Source organism: Cohnella sp. OV330 (assembly GCF_900112065.1).
Lineage (GTDB): Bacteria > Bacillota > Bacilli > Paenibacillales > Paenibacillaceae > Cohnella.
In genome coordinates this window covers 44,730-61,702 of the sequence record NZ_FOKE01000011.1, presented here as the reverse complement: position 1 = coordinate 61,702, position 16,973 = coordinate 44,730, and the positions used below count along the sequence as shown (strand labels likewise).

General features: G+C 60.5%; 18 protein-coding genes and 1 pseudogene. 15 read left to right on the top strand and 4 right to left on the bottom strand.

The features are described from left to right. Nucleotides 1-129 precede the first annotated feature (129 nt). The 3 genes from BM235_RS23375 (at nucleotide 130) to BM235_RS23365 (ending at nucleotide 2,639) form a co-directional block, all read left to right on the top strand. Nucleotides 130-861, top strand: a complete 732-nt coding sequence (locus BM235_RS23375; protein ID WP_143106724.1) for a DUF5666 domain-containing protein — start codon at nucleotides 130-132, stop codon at nucleotides 859-861. 181 nt (nucleotides 862-1,042) lie between these two features. Then, the gene (locus BM235_RS23370) at nucleotides 1,043-1,468 is read left to right on the top strand and encodes a MarR family winged helix-turn-helix transcriptional regulator (RefSeq protein ID WP_090116670.1); all 426 of its coding nucleotides are present in this window, start codon (nucleotides 1,043-1,045) and stop codon (nucleotides 1,466-1,468) included. A gap of 79 nt (nucleotides 1,469-1,547) precedes the next feature. Further along, nucleotides 1,548-2,639: a YhgE/Pip domain-containing protein gene (locus BM235_RS23365; RefSeq protein ID WP_090116669.1), complete on the top strand. Its 1,092-nt coding sequence runs from the start codon at nucleotides 1,548-1,550 to the stop codon at nucleotides 2,637-2,639. 81 nt (nucleotides 2,640-2,720) lie between these two features. Here the strand turns inward: BM235_RS23365 and BM235_RS23360 are convergent, their stop codons facing one another. After that, on the bottom strand, nucleotides 2,721-3,122 hold the full coding sequence (locus BM235_RS23360; RefSeq protein ID WP_090116668.1) for a hypothetical protein: 402 nt from the start codon (nucleotides 3,120-3,122) through the stop codon (nucleotides 2,721-2,723). A 155-nt stretch (nucleotides 3,123-3,277) separates the two neighbouring features. On the opposite strand from BM235_RS23360, the gene BM235_RS23355 reads away from it, so the two are divergent. The 3 genes from BM235_RS23355 (at nucleotide 3,278) to BM235_RS23345 (ending at nucleotide 6,123) form a co-directional block, all read left to right on the top strand. Next, a complete protein-coding gene (locus BM235_RS23355) occupies nucleotides 3,278-3,796 on the top strand; it encodes a GNAT family N-acetyltransferase (RefSeq protein WP_090116667.1) in 519 nt (172 codons plus the stop codon). Nucleotides 3,797-4,039: 243 nt separating this feature from the next. Beyond that, on the top strand, nucleotides 4,040-4,765 hold the full coding sequence (locus BM235_RS23350) for a hypothetical protein (RefSeq protein WP_090116666.1): 726 nt from the start codon (nucleotides 4,040-4,042) through the stop codon (nucleotides 4,763-4,765). Nucleotides 4,766-4,806: 41 nt separating this feature from the next. Then, nucleotides 4,807-6,123, top strand: coding sequence for a polysaccharide deacetylase family protein (locus tag BM235_RS23345; RefSeq protein WP_090116665.1), 1,317 nt, complete (start codon nucleotides 4,807-4,809; stop codon nucleotides 6,121-6,123). Between the two features lie 59 nt (nucleotides 6,124-6,182). On the opposite strand, the gene BM235_RS23340 is transcribed toward BM235_RS23345, so the two are convergent. Continuing rightward, nucleotides 6,183-6,836, bottom strand: coding sequence for a DUF2306 domain-containing protein (locus BM235_RS23340; RefSeq protein ID WP_090116664.1), 654 nt, complete (start codon nucleotides 6,834-6,836; stop codon nucleotides 6,183-6,185). Then, entirely contained in the window at nucleotides 6,826-6,957 is a 132-nt protein-coding gene (locus tag BM235_RS32695) for a hypothetical protein (RefSeq protein ID WP_255374547.1), read from the bottom strand. Before BM235_RS32695 ends, BM235_RS23340 begins: the two co-directional genes overlap by 11 nt. A gap of 212 nt (nucleotides 6,958-7,169) precedes the next feature. Between BM235_RS32695 and BM235_RS23335 the strand changes: the two genes are divergently transcribed. The 6 genes from BM235_RS23335 (at nucleotide 7,170) to BM235_RS23310 (ending at nucleotide 11,702) form a co-directional block, all read left to right on the top strand. Continuing rightward, nucleotides 7,170-7,862, top strand: a complete 693-nt coding sequence (locus tag BM235_RS23335) for a response regulator transcription factor (RefSeq protein WP_090116663.1) — start codon at nucleotides 7,170-7,172, stop codon at nucleotides 7,860-7,862. Further along, entirely contained in the window at nucleotides 7,859-8,929 is a 1,071-nt protein-coding gene (locus BM235_RS23330; RefSeq protein ID WP_090116662.1) for a sensor histidine kinase, read from the top strand. The genes BM235_RS23335 and BM235_RS23330 overlap by 4 nt, the downstream gene beginning before the upstream one ends. Before the next feature lie 474 nt (nucleotides 8,930-9,403). Then, nucleotides 9,404-9,820, top strand: coding sequence for a hypothetical protein (locus BM235_RS23325; RefSeq protein ID WP_143106723.1), 417 nt, complete (start codon nucleotides 9,404-9,406; stop codon nucleotides 9,818-9,820). An 88-nt stretch (nucleotides 9,821-9,908) separates the two neighbouring features. After that, complete coding sequence (locus tag BM235_RS23320; RefSeq protein WP_090116660.1) at nucleotides 9,909-10,487, top strand: TetR/AcrR family transcriptional regulator; 579 nt, start codon at nucleotides 9,909-9,911, stop codon at nucleotides 10,485-10,487. Between the two features lie 68 nt (nucleotides 10,488-10,555). Then, complete coding sequence (locus BM235_RS23315) at nucleotides 10,556-10,858, top strand: NAD(P)H-dependent oxidoreductase (RefSeq protein WP_090116659.1); 303 nt, start codon at nucleotides 10,556-10,558, stop codon at nucleotides 10,856-10,858. Nucleotides 10,859-10,991: 133 nt separating this feature from the next. After that, complete coding sequence (locus BM235_RS23310; protein WP_090116876.1) at nucleotides 10,992-11,702, top strand: SDR family oxidoreductase; 711 nt, start codon at nucleotides 10,992-10,994, stop codon at nucleotides 11,700-11,702. A gap of 64 nt (nucleotides 11,703-11,766) precedes the next feature. Here the strand turns inward: BM235_RS23310 and BM235_RS23305 are convergent, their stop codons facing one another. Then, the gene (locus BM235_RS23305; protein WP_090116658.1) at nucleotides 11,767-12,657 is read right to left on the bottom strand and encodes a copper amine oxidase N-terminal domain-containing protein; all 891 of its coding nucleotides are present in this window, start codon (nucleotides 12,655-12,657) and stop codon (nucleotides 11,767-11,769) included. A gap of 391 nt (nucleotides 12,658-13,048) precedes the next feature. Here BM235_RS23305 and argH point away from each other — a divergent pair. The 3 genes and pseudogenes from argH to BM235_RS23290 all read left to right on the top strand — a co-directional run bounded on the left by argH (nucleotide 13,049) and on the right by BM235_RS23290 (nucleotide 16,931). Beyond that, nucleotides 13,049-14,600, top strand: a pseudogene (gene argH, locus BM235_RS23300) (argininosuccinate lyase). After that, nucleotides 14,593-15,540, top strand: a complete 948-nt coding sequence (locus BM235_RS23295) for an amidohydrolase family protein (RefSeq protein ID WP_090116657.1) — start codon at nucleotides 14,593-14,595, stop codon at nucleotides 15,538-15,540. Before argH ends, BM235_RS23295 begins: the two are co-directional and overlap by 8 nt. Then, nucleotides 15,537-16,931, top strand: a complete 1,395-nt coding sequence (locus BM235_RS23290) for an extracellular solute-binding protein (RefSeq protein WP_177244275.1) — start codon at nucleotides 15,537-15,539, stop codon at nucleotides 16,929-16,931. Before BM235_RS23295 ends, BM235_RS23290 begins: the two co-directional genes overlap by 4 nt. Nucleotides 16,932-16,973: the final 42 nt, after the last annotated feature.

The following is a 16,973-nucleotide window of genomic DNA, read 5'->3' as shown; positions in this document are numbered from 1 at the left end:
TCCGCGATGTCTCATTTGAAAACGAGAGAGGACTTTAACGAGGCCACGTATCAAAAGTTAATGCGCGAAATGGAAAAATCGGAGCAGAACGGCCCGGTCGATCAAACACAATATAAGGAGATGGCTAAAATGGAAAAGGCAAAGAAGAAGACGTTGACGGGTTGGACGGTCGGGGTAGCGGCGTGCGCGGTACTCGCGGTAGGTATCTTCGCGATTAACCAGAACGGTGCGACGAAGGATTCGGTCGCTTCCCCGACAGTCTCTCCGTCGGCGACGGCTCAGCCTTCGCAGGTCGTATCCGAGAAGCCTCCGATTATGGGCAAGGTACGGGTCAACATCGACGGCGTCATCACCGAGGTGAGCGCGGACGGCAAGAGCTTCAAGGTCGGCGACCTGTGGGTAGAAATCACGGACCAGACGAAGCTGGGCAGCAATGAACCGACGGCGACCGCGCCTTCCGAAGAGCTGCTGCAGAAGGAGTTCAAGGTCGGCAATATCGTGTCCGGCTTCACCTCCCAGGATGTCGCTTCCGGTCGCGTGACCGCGGACGTCATCTACAACAACATGGCACCGGCAAAGGAGGAAGCGCCGATCAAAGGCAAAGCGATGGTCAACATCGACGGCGTCATCTCCGAAGTGAGCGCGGACGGCAAGAGCTTCAAGGTCGGCGATCTCTGGGTGACCGTCACGCCGGACACCGCCATGGGCATCGACGGCCCGACGGCCGCAGAACCGTCCGACGAGCTGCTGCAGAAGGAATTCAAGGTCGGCAACATCGTGTCGGGCTACACGAGCGAGGACGTCGGCACGGGCAAAGTGAACGCGACGCGCATTTACAACAACATGGCGCCGCAACAGTAAAAATGGACTGAACGATCAGGCGACGCGGCTTAATCCCACGCGAACCAAAAAGGCTTCCGCCGCAAGGCGGAAGCTTTTTGGCATGCATGCATACATGCGCTCGCAATACGCGGGCCATTGACTTTTATTGTGATTTTCAGAGATAATAGGCTATGCTAGTATTTAAGGAGGCCGCCAAGGGATGGATCTCAACGATGGCGCCATAGGCTACTTGTTGTCGAGAGCCTATTTTCTTCATAAAAAGAAAGCGACGCAACTGCTCGAAGCGTTCGGCATCACCCCGGAGCAATACGGCATCCTGCACCAGCTGAACAAGCAGGAGGGGATCACGCAGAAGGCGCTAGCCGAGCTTCATGGCAAAGACCAGACGAGCATCGGCAAGACGCTCGAACGACTAGAGAACAAAAAGCTCGTCATCCGGAAAACCGATCAGGTGGACCGAAGAGCGATCTTGCTGTACCTGTCGTCCGAAGGCAAAGCGCTGTACGAAGAAACGTTTCCCGTCATGCAAGGCTTGAACGGCGATCTGGTGGATCGCATCACGCCGGAGGGGAACGACCAACTCACCGCGCTGCTCCGCAAGCTCAATCAAGCTTTAAACAGCTGACACCGCCAGCTGCATTTTTTTTCGCAAATACATGCATGGCCTATTATCGGCCAGGCTACTAAACTGGAGGAGTACCCGAATGAACGCCGTTATCGCCGCATTTAGAGGCTTTTTTAAATTATTGCCGACCAAGGTCGGACTGACCTTTGCTTTTGTCCTGCCGCTGTTGTTCTCGGTCGTGTGGATGACGGGATATAATGGCGCGACGGAGCGGCTCGGCCAGCTTAAAGTGGGGATCGTCAACGAGGAGGGCGAGGCCGGGGCGGCGATCGAGCAAGCGGTCCGGAATGCGATGCCTTTCGAAATCGCAAGCTACGGCTCGCTTCAAGAGGCGCAGCGGCAGCTGAACGACGGGGACGCGGACATGATCGTGTCGATCCCCGCAACCTTCTCCGCGGACGCGCAATCGGGCCAGGGCGAGTTGACGTTTTATCTGAACAAGACGAGCGCGGAGACCGCGAATGCGATTCTGTCCGCATCGGCTGAGCGAATCTCGTCGAGTTTGGGCCAAAGCCAGTACGGCGACTCGCCTCGCGAACGTATCGCGGCCAACGTAGTCACTTTGAACGACAAATCTAATTTTGCGACGAGCATGCTGCCTATGATCCTGGGATTCATCACCTACGTCGCCGTCATGACGATGAACATCCAGTTCAACATCGCTTCGATGATGCTGGGGCGCTGTCATGGGAAATGGCAAATCTTCTGGGCTAGGCAGCTCATCTATGTACTGGTGGCCGCGCTCGCTTCGCTGCTGACGTCCGGCGTCGCCATGCTGTTCGTGGATCCGGTCGCTTCGTTCGGGCAAATGTGGGGCTTCCATGCGCTTGTCTATGCCGCGGCGATCTGCCTGACGCAGATGACCTTCGCGCTGTTCGGCGGTTTGGCGGCGCTCGTAAATACCGGGCTGATCCCGTTCCAGCTCATGACCGCGGGCAATATCGTTCCCGCAGCCATGCTGGCGCCGGCGTACCGCCATTTGGGCGGATTTCTGCCGGCGTCCAATGGCGTGCAGGGCTTCTTCCGCTTGATCTATAGCGGAGCCTCCGTGGGTCCGATGGCGATCCATTTGATGCTCATTGCCGTCGTGGCCTGGGGCATCACGGTCTCTCGTCTCGCCCTGACCAAACCGAAGCCGCAGCCGGTTGCGCAGCCTGCGCCATCGCACTGAGAGCCTTCAGACGGGTCGGCGGATTAAAAGCCGGGACAAGCGCATGAAGAAGGCAGTCCGCGAGGACTGCCTTCTTCACGATTAGACGGTGTAAACCGCGGCGCTGAGGTTGATCGGTCCAATGACCGTGGCGGTTAAGCCGGCGGTCAACTTCTCGATGGACAGCGTGTAAGCGTGGTGTCCGGGCGTCGCATTGTCGAAGGCTTGGAGCGTGACGACGGCATACTTCTCAAATCCGGACTCGATGCCTTGGCGCGAGTAGTAGATCTCCTGCCCGTCGCGGAAGAGACGGAACAATACGCTACCGGTACCGCTATCGCCGCGAAGGCCGACAGAAGCCACCAGTTGAACCGTGTTCGGGATGGAGGGGACCGTAGCGATGACGGTTGCGAGGCCGACCCCTTGAGGCGTCTGCGGGACGGGGATTTGCACGCCGTCCGCGATAGGCGTGACCGACGTAGCGTTGTAACTGACGACTGACATTGTTGTTCACCCCCTGTGTTAGAGATACAATAAGATATGACAGGCTGTCGGTCTTGGAATGGACAAACTGATCGCTATAAAAGCACCATTTTTCGGATCGCGGAGAATAACGGCCTAGAACGGCGTGCGGCAGGCAAGCGGGAGGTTGGTATGGAATGACGCAAGAGGCATGGGCATGTCGCCCGGTGCAGGCGGAAGATTCGGCTGGCGTAGCCGGACTCGCCTCGGAGATCTGGCACGAATATTACGGGGCTCTGCTGTCCGATGAACAGATTGTCTATATGGTGGAGAAGTTCCAGTCGCCAAGCGCCATCGCGGATCAGATCGCGAAGCAGGGCTACGAATATTATCTGATGCAGGCTGGCGGGGACAACGTCGGTTACTTGGCCGTCAAGGCAGAGGGCGGGAAGCTGTTCCTGAGCAAGCTGTACGTCCTGAAGGCGCAGCGAGGACACGGCTACGCGAGCCGCGCTATGGCTTTTCTGACGCGTCTGTGCCGTGAGCGCGGCCTTGGCGCCATCTGGCTGACCGTCAACCGGCACAACGACGCCTCGATCGCGGTGTACGAAAAGAAAGGCTTCAGAAAAATACGCGAGCAGGTAGCGGATATCGGGCACGGCTACGTGATGGACGACTTTGTCATGGAGAAAGAAATCCGCGAGACGGACGGCTGATGCCGATTCGCGAGCGCTTCCCGGCCCGTCCCGGTCTTGGGGCGGGCTTTTTGCTGAACGCTTCGCAGCTGATGGTCCCGGGGCGATGATGGCGCTATCATCCCGAATCCCCCTCCTTTTAGCCTAGCTATCGGTATACAAATAGGTACTTCGGCCCCGCCAACAAATTGGAAAATTCCACTATAATGAAAGAAACATATTTCGACACGAATCAACATTTATTTAGAAAAGGTGAATTCATCGATGTTTTCTCCCTTCCTTAAAAAGAAGAACGGCGCGGAGCAGCAGTCTTCGCGCGAAGAGATAGGCTTGAGGAAGGATGCGCAGGAGACGCAGGCCGAGGGAACGGCCTCTGCGGCGGGAACCGAGGAGAGCGAAGTGGCGCCGGACGCCGTTCTAGTCCCTAAGAGCCATATGGACAAGAAGTCGCTCGATCTGATTTTCGCCGTCGAACAGATGATCAAGGAAAAGCAGCATGTCGAGATGAGCCACCGGGACTTGCAGGATCGGCTCGGCCATGCCAACGGTCAGACCGACCGGCTGAACCGGGATCTTAGAAATCTGGGCAAGGTCATCGAGGAGCGCGAGAAAAGCATCCAGGAGCTCGAGCAGCGATTGGTCGACAAGAACCTGAAGGTCGATCAGATGATGGAGGATTACCGGGAGCTTCAGGCCGCGCTTACCGGCGAGATCGAGGAGCTCAAGGGCATGATCGAGCTCGAACGCCAGAACTATGCGGGCTTGCTCCAGAAGTACAACGGCACCTCCGCGGAGAAAAACAAAAAGATCGGCGAGCTTGAGGAAAAAAACGAGCGGCTCGAGTCGGAGCTCGCTCAGATGAAGCAGAAGTTCGACGCCCTGCGTCAGGAGAAAACGCATCTGCTGACGATCGTGAATGACTTCACCAGCCGGCTCTCCTCTCCGTTCGCCTCGAACGCGGGGCAGCCGGACGGCGTCTCCGCCGACTAAGGCTGCAGAATCGGGATCGGGAACAGAAGGGCGAAGACGGCATGGAAACCTACAGCATTCAGGTGATGGAGCTGCTGTCGCTCGGGCAGACCGAGGACGGCAGGAACCGGATCGAAGTTGCCGTGTCCCGGGAGGACAGGCAGTATACATACGCGATCGATATCGACGAGCTTACTTATTCGGAGCTGGAAGCCTTGCGGCCGCTCGACGGCGGCAGGGCGAGGCTCTCGCCTTACCCCAAGTGGGATCCGTACCGGCAGACTTATTATAGCGCTTTGACCCGGATGACGAGCGTGTTTCGGGAGACGCTGTATTTCGCGTGCAGCGAAGCGTACCTGGAGCAGATCCGCCGAATCCGGCAGGGCGAGCTTCCGCTCCTCGCGCCCGGCGGGGCAGGGCCGGAGAGCAGGCGAGAGCGGCCTGCCCGGAGCCGGGGGCCGCTGCTGCGCATGCTTGCGCCATACGGTCCGAGGCTGTCGGCGCTGCTCGTCCTGCTGCTGTGCGTGGCGGCGGCCGTTCTCTACGTCTCGGCCGGCGGCAGGGCGGATGCGCTGCCCGGCGGAGAGGTGCACGACGCGGAGGCGAAGACGGTCGGCGTTGCGGAGCCGAGCGCCCCGATCGAGCCGGCCGCCGTGCGGGACAACGTCAAGGAAGCGGCTGTCCATGCGGACGTTCATGCGGGCTTACATGAGGAAGCCGCCGCGGATCCCGTCGTGCAGACGGCGCGGGCGCAAGCCTCGCTTCAGCAGGACGCCAGGGCGACAGGCTACGTCGTCGTCGACATCGAAGCGAAAAAGAAATTTTTCGGACTGCCCAAAGACGAGGTCGCCTTGACCTTCGATGACGGACCTTCCCCGCTCACGAAGAAGATCGTGGATATTTTAACCGAACACAAGATCGCGGCGACGTTCCTGTTCGTCGGGAAAAACGCGGAGCGTCATCCGGAAGGCGTGGTCTACGCGTACGAGCACGGCATGTCGATCGGGAATCACTCTTGGGATCACAGCGTGCTGACCAAATCCTCGGCGAAGGATCAGGGCAAAAATCTGTCCATGACGAGCAGCCTGCTGGATTCCTTGACCCACGACAAGGTGACCCTATTCAGGCCGCCGTACGGCGCCGTCAACGACGCGCTCGTCTCCGCCGCCGCGAAGCAGCGGATGAAGACGCTTCTGTGGAACCGGGACCCGGAGGACTGGAACGCCAAAAGCGCCGAGGATATCATCCGGTACTTCCGAGAGGTCGAGGCGGCCGGCGGCGTGTACGTGATGCACGAGGACCAACACACGGTTGAAGCCTTGCCTGCCATCATCAAGTATCTAAAAGAGAAGGAACTAAAGTTCGTTATTTTTAAATAAGGGCTCGGTTGAAAAGAACGGCTTCCTCGCGGAAGCCGTTCTTTGACGCTCGGCCGCCGCTACCGGAGCGTGATCGTTCCGGTCCGCTGCGGATTCGGGAAGGCCCGCCGGACGACGATTTCCGCGATCGCCGCGAGGATCAGGATCGTGGCATAGACGCTGACGGCATACGCCGTCTCATAGGGCACGCCGAGCGTACGAGTCAGCGCCGTCTCGATCAGTTGGATGGACAGATTCGTAAAGCAGAACGCGTAACTGCGAACCATCCACCGGCGATGCCGGTCGATCTGCCGGCGTCGGATCATGACCAGCGCGGTGAGCGTCGCGGCGAACCAGACCATGTTCAGCAGGTTGAACGCCATCGACACCGCGCGGCCGCCTGTCGCATAGGGCGCCATGTAGCCCGAGGTCACGACGACGGCCAGCACGCTGACGAGATAGACGTACCCGACGACCCGATGCCGGCGCCTGCGCTCGCCGGTCGGTCGGCTCGCGAAGTTCAGCGCGCCCGTCAGCAGCGCCAGGCAAGCGAACGCGATATGGACATCCAATACGCGCAGCCATGCCGCCAGCCGAAGCGGACGCGCGAGATCGGTCTTATGGCCGAGGAAGGCGGCGGCCTGCGGATCCAAGACGAACCGGTTCAGTATCGTCCAGACGACAAAGCCGATCGCCGCGATGATGACGGCGCGCAGCGAGGCCTTAGCGTTCATCGTTGCGTCTGCGGAAGCCGCGTCCTTCGCGCAGCCGCGCGAATCTGAAAGCGACGAAGACGAGCAGGGAGGCTCCGAGCCAAAGATTGGCCGAGAGCAGAAGTTGACTGTGGAATGACATGCCGAACCGCTCCTTTAATGGATATTAGCGAACCTTGCTTTTAAGCATAAACGGATCTTGTCTCGAAGGGGTGGATCCAACCGTCACGGAACCGTCAACGAACCATCACAAACCGTCTGCACGCGGGACGTAAAGCGGATCTAAAGTGCTATACTTACAATAATGAAGAGAAGGCCATAGGCTTCGGCAAGCGAAAAACGGGGGTATCGATCATGCGGCAACGGACGATTCTGGCCGTGGACGACGACGAGAGCATCGTGGAGCTGATGCGGGACTTTCTGGAGAACGATGGATTCCGCGTGCTCACGGCGCGCCACGCCGAGGAGGCGATGGCGCGATTCCAGGCGTCCGACGTGCATCTCATCCTGCTGGACATCATGATGCCGGGACAGGACGGCTTCGAATTTTGCCGCAGAATTCGCGCGGTCAGCGGCGTGCCGATCCTGTTCCTCAGCGCGCGGGACGACGACATGCACAAGATCCGGGGGCTCGGTATCGGCGGCGACGACTATATCGTCAAGACGGCATCCCCTAGCGAGATCGTGGCGCGAGTGAAGGCAGCCCTTCGGCGGGCGGAAGCCCCTCCGATGCACGCCGCGCCGCGGATGCTCGACTTCGGCCGTCTGCGGATGGATCCGGCAAGCCGCGACGTGAAGGTCGACGGCGCCAGCGTGCAGCTGACGCCGAGGGAGTACGACCTGCTCCGGCTGTTGTGCGAGCATCCCGGCCAAGTCATCACCTACGAGCAGCTGCTCCAGCGGTTTTGGGAGGGCATCGGCGACAAGCATACCGTCCGCGTCCATATTGCCCGTCTGCGGGAAAAGATCGAGCTCGATCCGGACCAGCCCGGCTATGTGGCGAACGTATGGGGCGTCGGCTATCGATTCGAGGGCAAGCCACGATGAGGCGCGTGCGTATTCGAAGCTTTCTGGCGCTCTCGCTGTTGGCGGTCCTGACCCTCTCCTGGACGATTTACGTGATCGCCGCGATCGGCGATGCCGGAGCGCTTCATCTCGGAGAGGGGCGGCCGAGCCGAGCCGGCGTCTGGATCGCCGCGCTGGCCGGAGCGCTGCTGGCCGCCGTATTCCTGGGATACGGCCTGCGCCGGTGGATCGCGAGGCCGCTCGAAGCGATGGGGCGGAGCGCCCGGGAGATTGCCGGCGGCGATCTAGACGTCGCCCTGCCCGACTCCCGCATCCGCGAGATCGCGGAGGTGCGGGACGGGTTCGAGGCGATGCTCGCCGGACTCCGGCAATCCCTGGCGGAACGGGAAGCGCTGGAGGAGGAACGGCGGTTTTTCATCGGGGCGATCGCCCACGACTTGCGGACGCCCTTGTTCGCGCTGCGAGGGTATCTAGAAGGGCTCGAGCAAGGGATCGCCGCCTCGCCGGAGCAGGCGAAGAAATACGTTGCCGTATGTCAGGACAAGGCCGGCCAGCTGGATCGCCTGGTATCGGACTTGTTCGCGTTCGTGAAGACGGAGTATCCCCGGACGGCCCGGGCGGGAGAGACGCTGGATCTGGCGGAAGAGGTCCGTCGCGCCGTCGAAGGCGCGCGCGGAGCCGCGCAGGCCAAGGAAATATCGATCGTGGCGGCGCCTCCGGGCGATGAGCCGAACCTCATAAGCGGCGATGCCCACCAGCTCTCGCGCGCCTTCGGCAACATATTAGAAAACGCGGTGAGGCATACTCCGCCAAGAGGCAGCATCGTCGTGCGATGCAGGCCGGAGGGCGACCGCGTCATCGTGATCGTCCGGGACTCGGGTCCGGGATTCGACCCCGAGGACCTTCCCCGGATCTTCGAGCCCCTGTATCGGGGCGAGTCGTCGCGCAGCCGGGACACGGGCGGAGCCGGTCTCGGCCTGGCCATCGCGCGGCGCGTCTTCCGGGCGCATGGCGGCGACCTGACCGCGGCCAACCGGCCGGAGGGCGGAGCGGAGCTGCGCGGCTGGATTCCCGGCTCGCGTGTTTAGGTCGTATGGGACGTTTAAGTCGTCTAGGTCGTGTAGGTCGTGTAGGTCATGTAGGTCATGTAGGTCGTGTAGGTCGTGTAGGTCATGTAGGTCATGTAGGTCGTCTAGGCGTCTAGTGCTATCTTGCAAAAGTGCATCATCCAAGGCTGGTCTGGCGTTATTTTGCGATCTATCGCGCAAAAGTGCACGGTAGCTCATCTCTTTAAGCGAGAACCGGGGTGTTTCGGGTAAAAATCCTGCACTTTTGCATGATAGGCGGAACGACGAACGGGTGCGGCTCTCGATCGTGTACTTTTGCGCGATAGCCCTTGTATGCCTCATCGCTCGATTGAGAACGGTCGGTAAAAATAATTCTTTACTGATCGTTCTCAATATGATAATCTGTATTCAGCGGCAAGAACGAGGAACGACAAGGCATCGTCTTTTGAGAACGATCGTTCCCGTAAAATGAAATCGGCGAAGGAGCTGGACGGTATGCGTTATTTTGAATCGAAGCATGGCAAGGTCTCTTGGGACGACGAACTGCGGAGCGTCATCATCGAGTGGAAGGGATTCGCTTACGGCGAGGAATTCCAGACGATTCTGCTCAAGGGCGCCGACCTGCTGAAGCTGCGGTATGGCAGCAAGGTGTTGATGGATACGCGCGAAGGCTCGGCGATCAAGGCCGAGGACAAGGCGTGGATCGCCGAGTTTTTTATCCGGCGCGCGTACGAGAGCGGCCTTCGCCATCTGGCGATGCTCGAACCCCGCAACCTGATCGCCAAGATGAGCGTCAACCGCACGGTGGACGGCCTGGGCACGCTGCCTTACCGCCAAGAGAGCTTCGAGGATCGGGGCGAAGCCGTGGCATGGCTGTCCGCGCAGGGGCGGGATTTGCGGGCGATCGGCTGACTATCGGACGCCTGAACCGACATTTCGGCGCGTTCATTCTATACCGGTCGTTCTCATAATGATATGATGGGGGCGGGAGGGAGTAACCATGGCCAGAAGCAAAGAGTTCGAAGAAGCCGCCGTCCTGGAAAAAGCGATGAAGCTATTCTGGGAGCAAGGCTACGAGAAGACGTCGCTGAACGATCTCGTCGAGCATATGGGCATCCACCGCAGAAGCCTTTACGATACGTTTACCGACAAGCACACCTTATTCCTCAAGGCGTTGGAGCGGTTCGAGGACCGGATCAGCGGGAGACTGACGGCCGGCGTCAAGCAGTCCCGGTCGGCCGGAGAAGCGCTGCGGTTCGTCTTCGCCTATATCATCCACGGCGAGGAGGACGCGCCAGCCGGCTGCATGCTGGTGAATTCGGCCGCCGAACTGGCGCTGCGGGACGCGGAGGTGGACGCCAAGGCCCGCGAAGCGTTCGCGAACACGGAGCGGCTGCTGGCGGAGATCGTCGCATGGGGGCAGGAAAGCGGGGAATTCGCCAAGCAATACGGCGCCGCGGAGTTGGCCGAATATTTGCAAAACGCGTTGACCGGACTTCGCGTCATGACGCGGACGACGGTCGCGAAGGAGAAGCTCGAACGAACCGCCGAACTGACGATGCGTATTTTGGAGCCTTGAGCGCATCGCCTTTTTTTCAGCATTTGAGAATGATCATTCCCAATGCTTTGATTACAAGGAGCATGACTATGAAAACGTTGAGTGTCGTCGCGCACCCGGATCTGTCGCAGTCCAGAATCAACCGAGCCTGGACCGAACGCTTGAAGCGGCTGCCCGATACGACCGTGCACGAACTGTATCGGACTTATCCCGACAAACCGGTCGAGGTGCTCGCGAACTACGTCGGCGCGCATTACTTGCCGCCCTTTGCGATTCATAACGCAAGGCATGTGACCGACGGACAGCTGGCGGAGAGCCTGTCCGCTTACGTCAATCACCTGGCGACGGTACGTCATGTTCACGCAGCGGATCTCGTCGCAAGCAACGGATAACGAAGCAACGGAACGAACAACGAAGCAACGGAACGAACAACGAAGCAACGGAACGAACGAGGCAACGACCTTTAACGAGGCACCCGAATAAAAGAGAAATCAAACCTAAACGAGGAGGCATTCGATCATGACAATCAACGACAAAATCGCATTAATAACCGGTGCAAGCGGCGGAATCGGACTGGAGGTGGCCCGGCAGTTGGGCCGCCAGGGCATCACCGTGCTGGTGTCGGCGCGCACGATCGGCGCCGCGGAGAAGGCTGCGTCCGAGCTCCGGCAAGAAGGCATTCAGGCGGAGGGCGTCGAGCTCGAGGTGACCAATGCCGCGCATATCTCGGAGCTGGCCTCGTACATCGCGGATGCATACGGCCGATTGGACATTCTGGTCAACAATGCGGGCATCTGGGCGGAAAACGGGGAATATGCGGGCGACGCGTTCAGGGATACGTTCGAGGTGAACACGTTCGCGCCGTTCCTCATCACGGAGACGCTCATGCCGCTGCTGCTGAAGAGCGACGCGGGCCGCATCGTGAATCAGAGCAGCGCGCTCGGCTCGATTCATTTTATCCTGAACAACGAGCTCGCGCAGCGGATCGCCACCCCGGCCTACGCGGCCTCCAAGGCGGCGCTCAACATGCTGACTGCCTACTGGGCGCAGCGGTCGAAGGGTACGAACCTGAAGGTCAACTCGGTCCACCCGGGCCTGGTCAAGACGCGCATGGGCGGCGAAAAGGCGGAGCTGTCGGCGGAAGAGGGCGCGATCACGGCCGTTCGCCTGGCGACGCTGCCCGCGGACGGGCCGACCGGCGGCTTCTACTACATGGACAGCGAGCTTCCTTGGTAACGGAAAACAAAAAACGGCGCTGCAGGTCCTCTCGGACCCGCAGCGCCGTTTCGTTATCCGGTCTTTACGGATTGTCGTAGATCACGACGGATTGGGATACCGGCTCCCACTTGACGGTCGAGTCCAGCGCTTCGCTGACGAAACGCACGGGAACGACGGTGCTGCCTTTCACGACGGTCGCGGTTACGTCCAGTTTAACGGTTTTTCCGTTTACGTACGCCGTCTTGCTGTTCAAGACGAGCTTGACGGATATGCCGTCGCGGGTCACGGTGACCGTGCGGTCGGCGGGGTTATACACGACTTCTGCCTGCAGCGCCTCGGCAATGGCCCGGAAAGGTACTAGCGTACTGCCGTCGCGGATGATCGGCGCTACCGCGGGAATCGTCTCGTCCCCGTTGACGAACAGGTTCACGCCGGTTTTACCCGACTTTTTGTACAGCTTGCCGAGCTTCTGGTAGCCGGCCAGGTTTTTGGCATTGGCTTTGATGGCTTCCTTTTGCACGTACACGGCGTCGACGACGCTGCCCTTTTGATCGAGCAAGTCGGCGATCGCGGACAGGGCCTTGTCTTGTTCTTGAATGGCCTCCAGATCCGCCTTCTGCTGATCCGTTAGCTTCATCTCGTACTTCGTGAGCAGGAGGTTGGCCAGAACGGCGCCGGCGGGCTTGTCCTTGACGTTCTCGATGGCATGGAGCAGGCCTTTGTAGCCGTTCGGTCCTCCGTATGTAGCGGACGTGACGCTTTCCGAATGGCCGTATGTAGCGGATGAAGCGCTTTCCTTTTTATCGTTGCCATTGGATCCGTTCTTCTTCTCTTCGAACTGCGTCTTGACGACGTCCGCGTTGCCGCCTTTGTTGCCGTGCTGCTCGGCCGACTTGGCGAATGCCGCCGTTCCGGACATCAAGCTTGCGGCTAGGACGCAGGAGAGGATCGCCGTCCATTTCAATTTCATCATTTCCGTTAAGCCTCCTTGAAGTATGTACTTGGTTGATCGACGCGGGCTATAACAAGAAGTGAATTGCAAACCCCGCCTTGCGGGCTATGATAACACATGCGCAAAACAAAAATAAATGGGCGGTTTGTCGGATATTGTCGCACGACTAGATAGGTCTTGACAGGCGTCTTATAAAAAATGCCGATCGCAGCATCGGCAGAATCTATAACCGGACGGATTGACGTTTCCAGAAAACGGATGCTAGTATAAATAAATAAAACCAAACAAGTAGGTTTTATAGGAATAACGACGATCGTTCTACCAGATCACTGGAGACCAAGTCCTGCCTAAGGACTGCGGTCTCCTTTTCTTTTGGGACAGGGCGAGATCAGCAGGACGGGAGCGATGGAATATGTCTGAGCCGTGGGAGCGGAGTGGGGAGGAAGGGGGGCGGTTTCCCGGAAAAACCTATGCCGAAGTCGTGCTGGAGCCCGCTTACGAGCAGGCCAAGCGCGAGCTCTTGGACCCGAATGATTGCCGTCAACAAGGCCCATTTTATTATGCTGTGCGAGCAGCGTCTTTTACCGAAGCACGAGGCGGATCTCATCGCCCGGGCGCTGCGGAAGCTGGATCCGGGCGAGCTGCGGGAACGACGCTACACCGGCGAGTTCGAGGATTTGTTCTTCGAGCTGGAGCACGAGCTGCTGCTGGCCGGCGGCGAGGCGACGGGCAATCTGCATCTGGCCCGCAGCCGCAACGATATGGGCATCGCCATCTATCGGATCGTGCTCCGAGGCAAGCTCCTCGGCGCGATTCAGGCCGCTCTCGCGCTGCAGGACCGGCTGATCGCCTTCGCCCGCGGCCATACGGAGACGCTCATGATCGGCTATACGCATACGCAGCAGGCGCAGCCGACGACGGTGGCGCACTATATCGCGGCGGTGTCCGACTCGCTGACCCGCGATATCCGTCGGCTGCGGGCCGCGTACGACAACTGCAACCGCAGCAGCCTGGGGGCGGCCGCGCTCACGACGTCCGGCTATGCGATCAGCAGGGAGCGGACAGCCGAGCTGCTGGGCTTCGAAGGGATCGTGGAAAATGCCTACGACGCGGTCAGCGGCGCGGATTACGTCGGCGAGATCGCGACTGCCGCCGCGCTCGCCGCCGTCGATCTCGGCAGGTTCACGCAGGAGCTGCTGCTGTGGGGCACCCAGGAGTTTTCGGCCGCCCGCGTGTCCGATCCCTATGTTCAGATCAGCTCGATCATGCCGCAGAAGCGCAATCCGGTGTCGGTCGAGCATCTGCGCTCGCTGCTGTCCGCTTGCGCCGGGGACGCCCATACGGTGCTCGCGATGATGCACAACACGCCGTTCGGGGATATCGTCGACACCGAGGACGATCTGCAGCCCTACGCCTGGCGAAGCCTGAAGACGCTGTCTTCGGCGTATCGGCTGCTGGCGCGCATCGTGGAGACGCTGGAGATCCAAGCGGACGTCTTGCGGCAGCGAGCCGAGGCGAGCTTTGCGACGGTGACCGAGCTGGCGGACACGCTCGTGCGCAAGGAAGGTCTTGCCTTCCGCACCGCGCATGCCGTCGTGGCCTCGCTAGTGCGGACGGCGACCGGCGCCGGGTTGACCGTCAAGGCGTTGACGGTCGACATGCTGAACGAAGCGGCGCAGGAAGTCGTCGGGCGGGCGCTGTCGATCTCCGAAGCCGAGCTCGTGCAGGCGCTGGATCCGGCGCACTTCGTGGCGGTCCGCCGGCTGCGGGGCGGCACGAATCCGCGGGAGGTGGAGCGGGCGCTCGCCGCGCAGGAGACGGTACGGCAGGCCTCGCTCGATTGGGCGCAGCGGACGCGCGCGGCGATCGAGGCCAGGCTGGGCGAGCTCGACGCGCTGCTGGACATCCGCATTCGACCGGCGGCCGCCGATCGAACGAATGAAGGAGGAACAGCCAGTGTTTAGAGCCGGCTTTCAAGTATTCGATATTCACGGGCATCTGCCCTACAACTATCCGATCTCGCAGAGTCGGCACGAAAAGATCGTACGTTACGGCAGCGAGCGGGCCGAGCGAATGCGTCTCACTTGGGATCTGCCGGCTTCCGAGCCCGATCCCGATCAGGCGCAGCGTCCGCTGATCGCGCGCTGGAAGGACGAACTGGACCGCTACGGAATCGGCGGACTCAACTTCCTGACCGGCTGGACGAACGACGAGCTTGCCGCGCAAATCGCCACCGCCCCGGACCGGTTCACCGGTTTCGCGTCACATCCGATCGAGCGGCCGGACGCCGCGCGGGAGCTGAAACGCGCGGTAGACGAGCTCGGCCTCAAAGGCTACAAGCTGTTCGGGCCGCTCACGCCGATTCCGTTCGACGACGCATCGCTTGAGCCTGTGTGGAATTTCGCGGCGGAACGCGGCCTGCCGGTGCTCATTCACTTCGGGCTGCTCGGCCACGCGGGAGGCATCGTCCATCATCCGAACATTAATCCGCTGGCCATATTTAACGTCGCCCGCCGCTATCCGGACATTCCTTTCATCATCCCGCACTTCGGGTGCGGCTACTTCCAGGAGCTGCTGCATCTGTGCTGGAGCTGTCCGAACGTATACGTCGACACGTCGGGCTCTAATCAGTGGGTGCGCTGGATGCCCTACGAGCTCACGCTGGAGACGCTGTTCCGCAAGACATACGAGCTGATCGGACCGGAGCGCATCATCTTCGGAACCGACTCGCTCGGATTTCCCAGAGGCTACAACTACCGGTATTTGCAGGACCAGACCCGCGTGACGCGCGACCTACGCTTCTCGGACGACGAGATCGAGGCGATCTTCGGCAACAACGCGAGGAAGCTGCTGAACCTGGCGCCTTCCGTTCCACGATCCGAACTAAAGGAGATTAACCGATGACGACAAAGACGACTTATAAGAAACCTTTATCCGCACTGGCGATCCTGACCCTGCTGTTGACGGCCTGCGGCGGCAACAACGGGAACACTGCCGAAGGGGCCGCGGCTTCGCCTGCGAGCGTGACGGAATCCGCATCCGCTTCCGCGCCGGCGTCGGGCTCCGCATCGCCTGCAGTCGCCGGCGACAGCAGCCAGGAGAAAGTGACGATCGAATACTGGCAGTACGAGTATCCGGCCAAGGTGACGCTCATCGACGAACTGATCAAGCAGTTCCAGGAGCAAAATCCGAATATCACGGTCAAGCAGACCAATTTCCCGTACGACCAGTACAATGAGAAGGTCGCGACGCTCGTGCCGGCCGGCAAAGGACCGGACGTCATCAACCTCTATTACGGCTGGCTGCCTAAATACGTATCCTCCGGCTTCCTCCAGCCGCTGCCCGAGTCGGCCTTCCCGGCCGCCCGGATCGAGAGCGACTACTACCCGCTCGTGAGCGCGGCCAAGATTGACGGCTCGTACTGGGCGATCCCCACGGCGGTCCGCACGCTCGCCTTGTTCTATAACAAGGACCTGTTCGCGAAGGCGAACATCGCGCAGCCGCCGGCCACGTGGGAGGAACTCGTCCAGGACGCGAAGAAGCTGACGGAGAAGGACGGCAAAGGGCAATTCGTCGTCGAGGGCTTCGCCTGGGAGCCGGGCGCGCAGCTGCACCACTGGTACCGCGACGGCCTGCTGCCGCAGGCGGGCGGCCAGGATCTCAGCGACGACCGGCGCCGCATTCTGTGGGCGGATACGCCGGCCGGGCTGGAAGCCTTCCAGTACCTGATCGACTTCGCGGTCAAGCACAAGGTCGGCACGACGGGCGTATTCACCGACGACGCCACCGCCTTCAAGACCGGGCACGCCGCGATCAACATCGACGGCTCGTTCCGCCTCGGCTCCTTGAAGACGGACGCGCCGGACCTTCAGTACGGCATCGCGCCGCTGCCTGCCTACAAGAGCAAGTCGGCGCCGTCCTCGTTCTGGGCGAACGCGATCCCGAAAAACGTATCCGGCGCGAAGCTCGAAGCCGCGACCAAGTTCCTGCAATTCCTGACGAGCAAGGAGGTTCAGGAGAAGTGGGTAGAACAGGTCGGCGAGCTCCCGGCGCAGCGTGCGGTAGCCACGCAGGATAAATACTTGAACGACGAGAAGCTCGGGCCGTTCATTAGCCAGCTGGACAACAGCAAGGCCCACTTCTTCATCGACGAGACCGGAGAGCGCACGCTCTTCGTCGACGCGACGAACGAGGTGCTGCTGAACCACGTGCCGGTCGAGCAGGCGTTCAAGGAGCTCGTCGCCAAGACGCAGAAGCTGTACGACGACTATTGGGCCAAGGCGGACAAGAAGTAAGTTCGCCCGCGGCATCGGACGGATCGGGGCGCCGGCGGATCG

Bases quoted from the DNA above. Each gene is read 5' to 3' on its own strand.
- BM235_RS32695 (WP_255374547.1), bottom strand. From the start codon at position 6,957: ATGTCATTCCACAGTCAACTTCTGCTCTCGGCCAATCTTTGGCTCGGA.
- BM235_RS23340 (WP_090116664.1), bottom strand. From the start codon at position 6,836: ATGAACGCTAAGGCCTCGCTGCGCGCCGTCATCATCGCGGCGATCGGC.
- BM235_RS23315 (WP_090116659.1), top strand. From the start codon at position 10,556: ATGAAAACGTTGAGTGTCGTCGCGCACCCGGATCTGTCGCAGTCCAGA.
- BM235_RS23330 (WP_090116662.1), top strand. From the start codon at position 7,859: ATGAGGCGCGTGCGTATTCGAAGCTTTCTGGCGCTCTCGCTGTTGGCG.
- BM235_RS23355 (WP_090116667.1), top strand. From the start codon at position 3,278: ATGACGCAAGAGGCATGGGCATGTCGCCCGGTGCAGGCGGAAGATTCG.
- BM235_RS23370 (WP_090116670.1), top strand. From the start codon at position 1,043: ATGGATCTCAACGATGGCGCCATAGGCTACTTGTTGTCGAGAGCCTAT.
- BM235_RS23360 (WP_090116668.1), bottom strand. From the start codon at position 3,122: ATGTCAGTCGTCAGTTACAACGCTACGTCGGTCACGCCTATCGCGGAC.
- BM235_RS23365 (WP_090116669.1), top strand. From the start codon at position 1,548: ATGAACGCCGTTATCGCCGCATTTAGAGGCTTTTTTAAATTATTGCCG.
- BM235_RS23375 (WP_143106724.1), top strand. From the start codon at position 130: ATGGAAAAGGCAAAGAAGAAGACGTTGACGGGTTGGACGGTCGGGGTA.
- BM235_RS23325 (WP_143106723.1), top strand. From the start codon at position 9,404: ATGCGTTATTTTGAATCGAAGCATGGCAAGGTCTCTTGGGACGACGAA.
- BM235_RS23305 (WP_090116658.1), bottom strand. From the start codon at position 12,657: ATGATGAAATTGAAATGGACGGCGATCCTCTCCTGCGTCCTAGCCGCA.
- BM235_RS23345 (WP_090116665.1), top strand. From the start codon at position 4,807: ATGGAAACCTACAGCATTCAGGTGATGGAGCTGCTGTCGCTCGGGCAG.
- BM235_RS23350 (WP_090116666.1), top strand. From the start codon at position 4,040: ATGTTTTCTCCCTTCCTTAAAAAGAAGAACGGCGCGGAGCAGCAGTCT.
- BM235_RS23290 (WP_177244275.1), top strand. From the start codon at position 15,537: ATGACGACAAAGACGACTTATAAGAAACCTTTATCCGCACTGGCGATC.
- BM235_RS23320 (WP_090116660.1), top strand. From the start codon at position 9,909: ATGGCCAGAAGCAAAGAGTTCGAAGAAGCCGCCGTCCTGGAAAAAGCG.
- BM235_RS23335 (WP_090116663.1), top strand. From the start codon at position 7,170: ATGCGGCAACGGACGATTCTGGCCGTGGACGACGACGAGAGCATCGTG.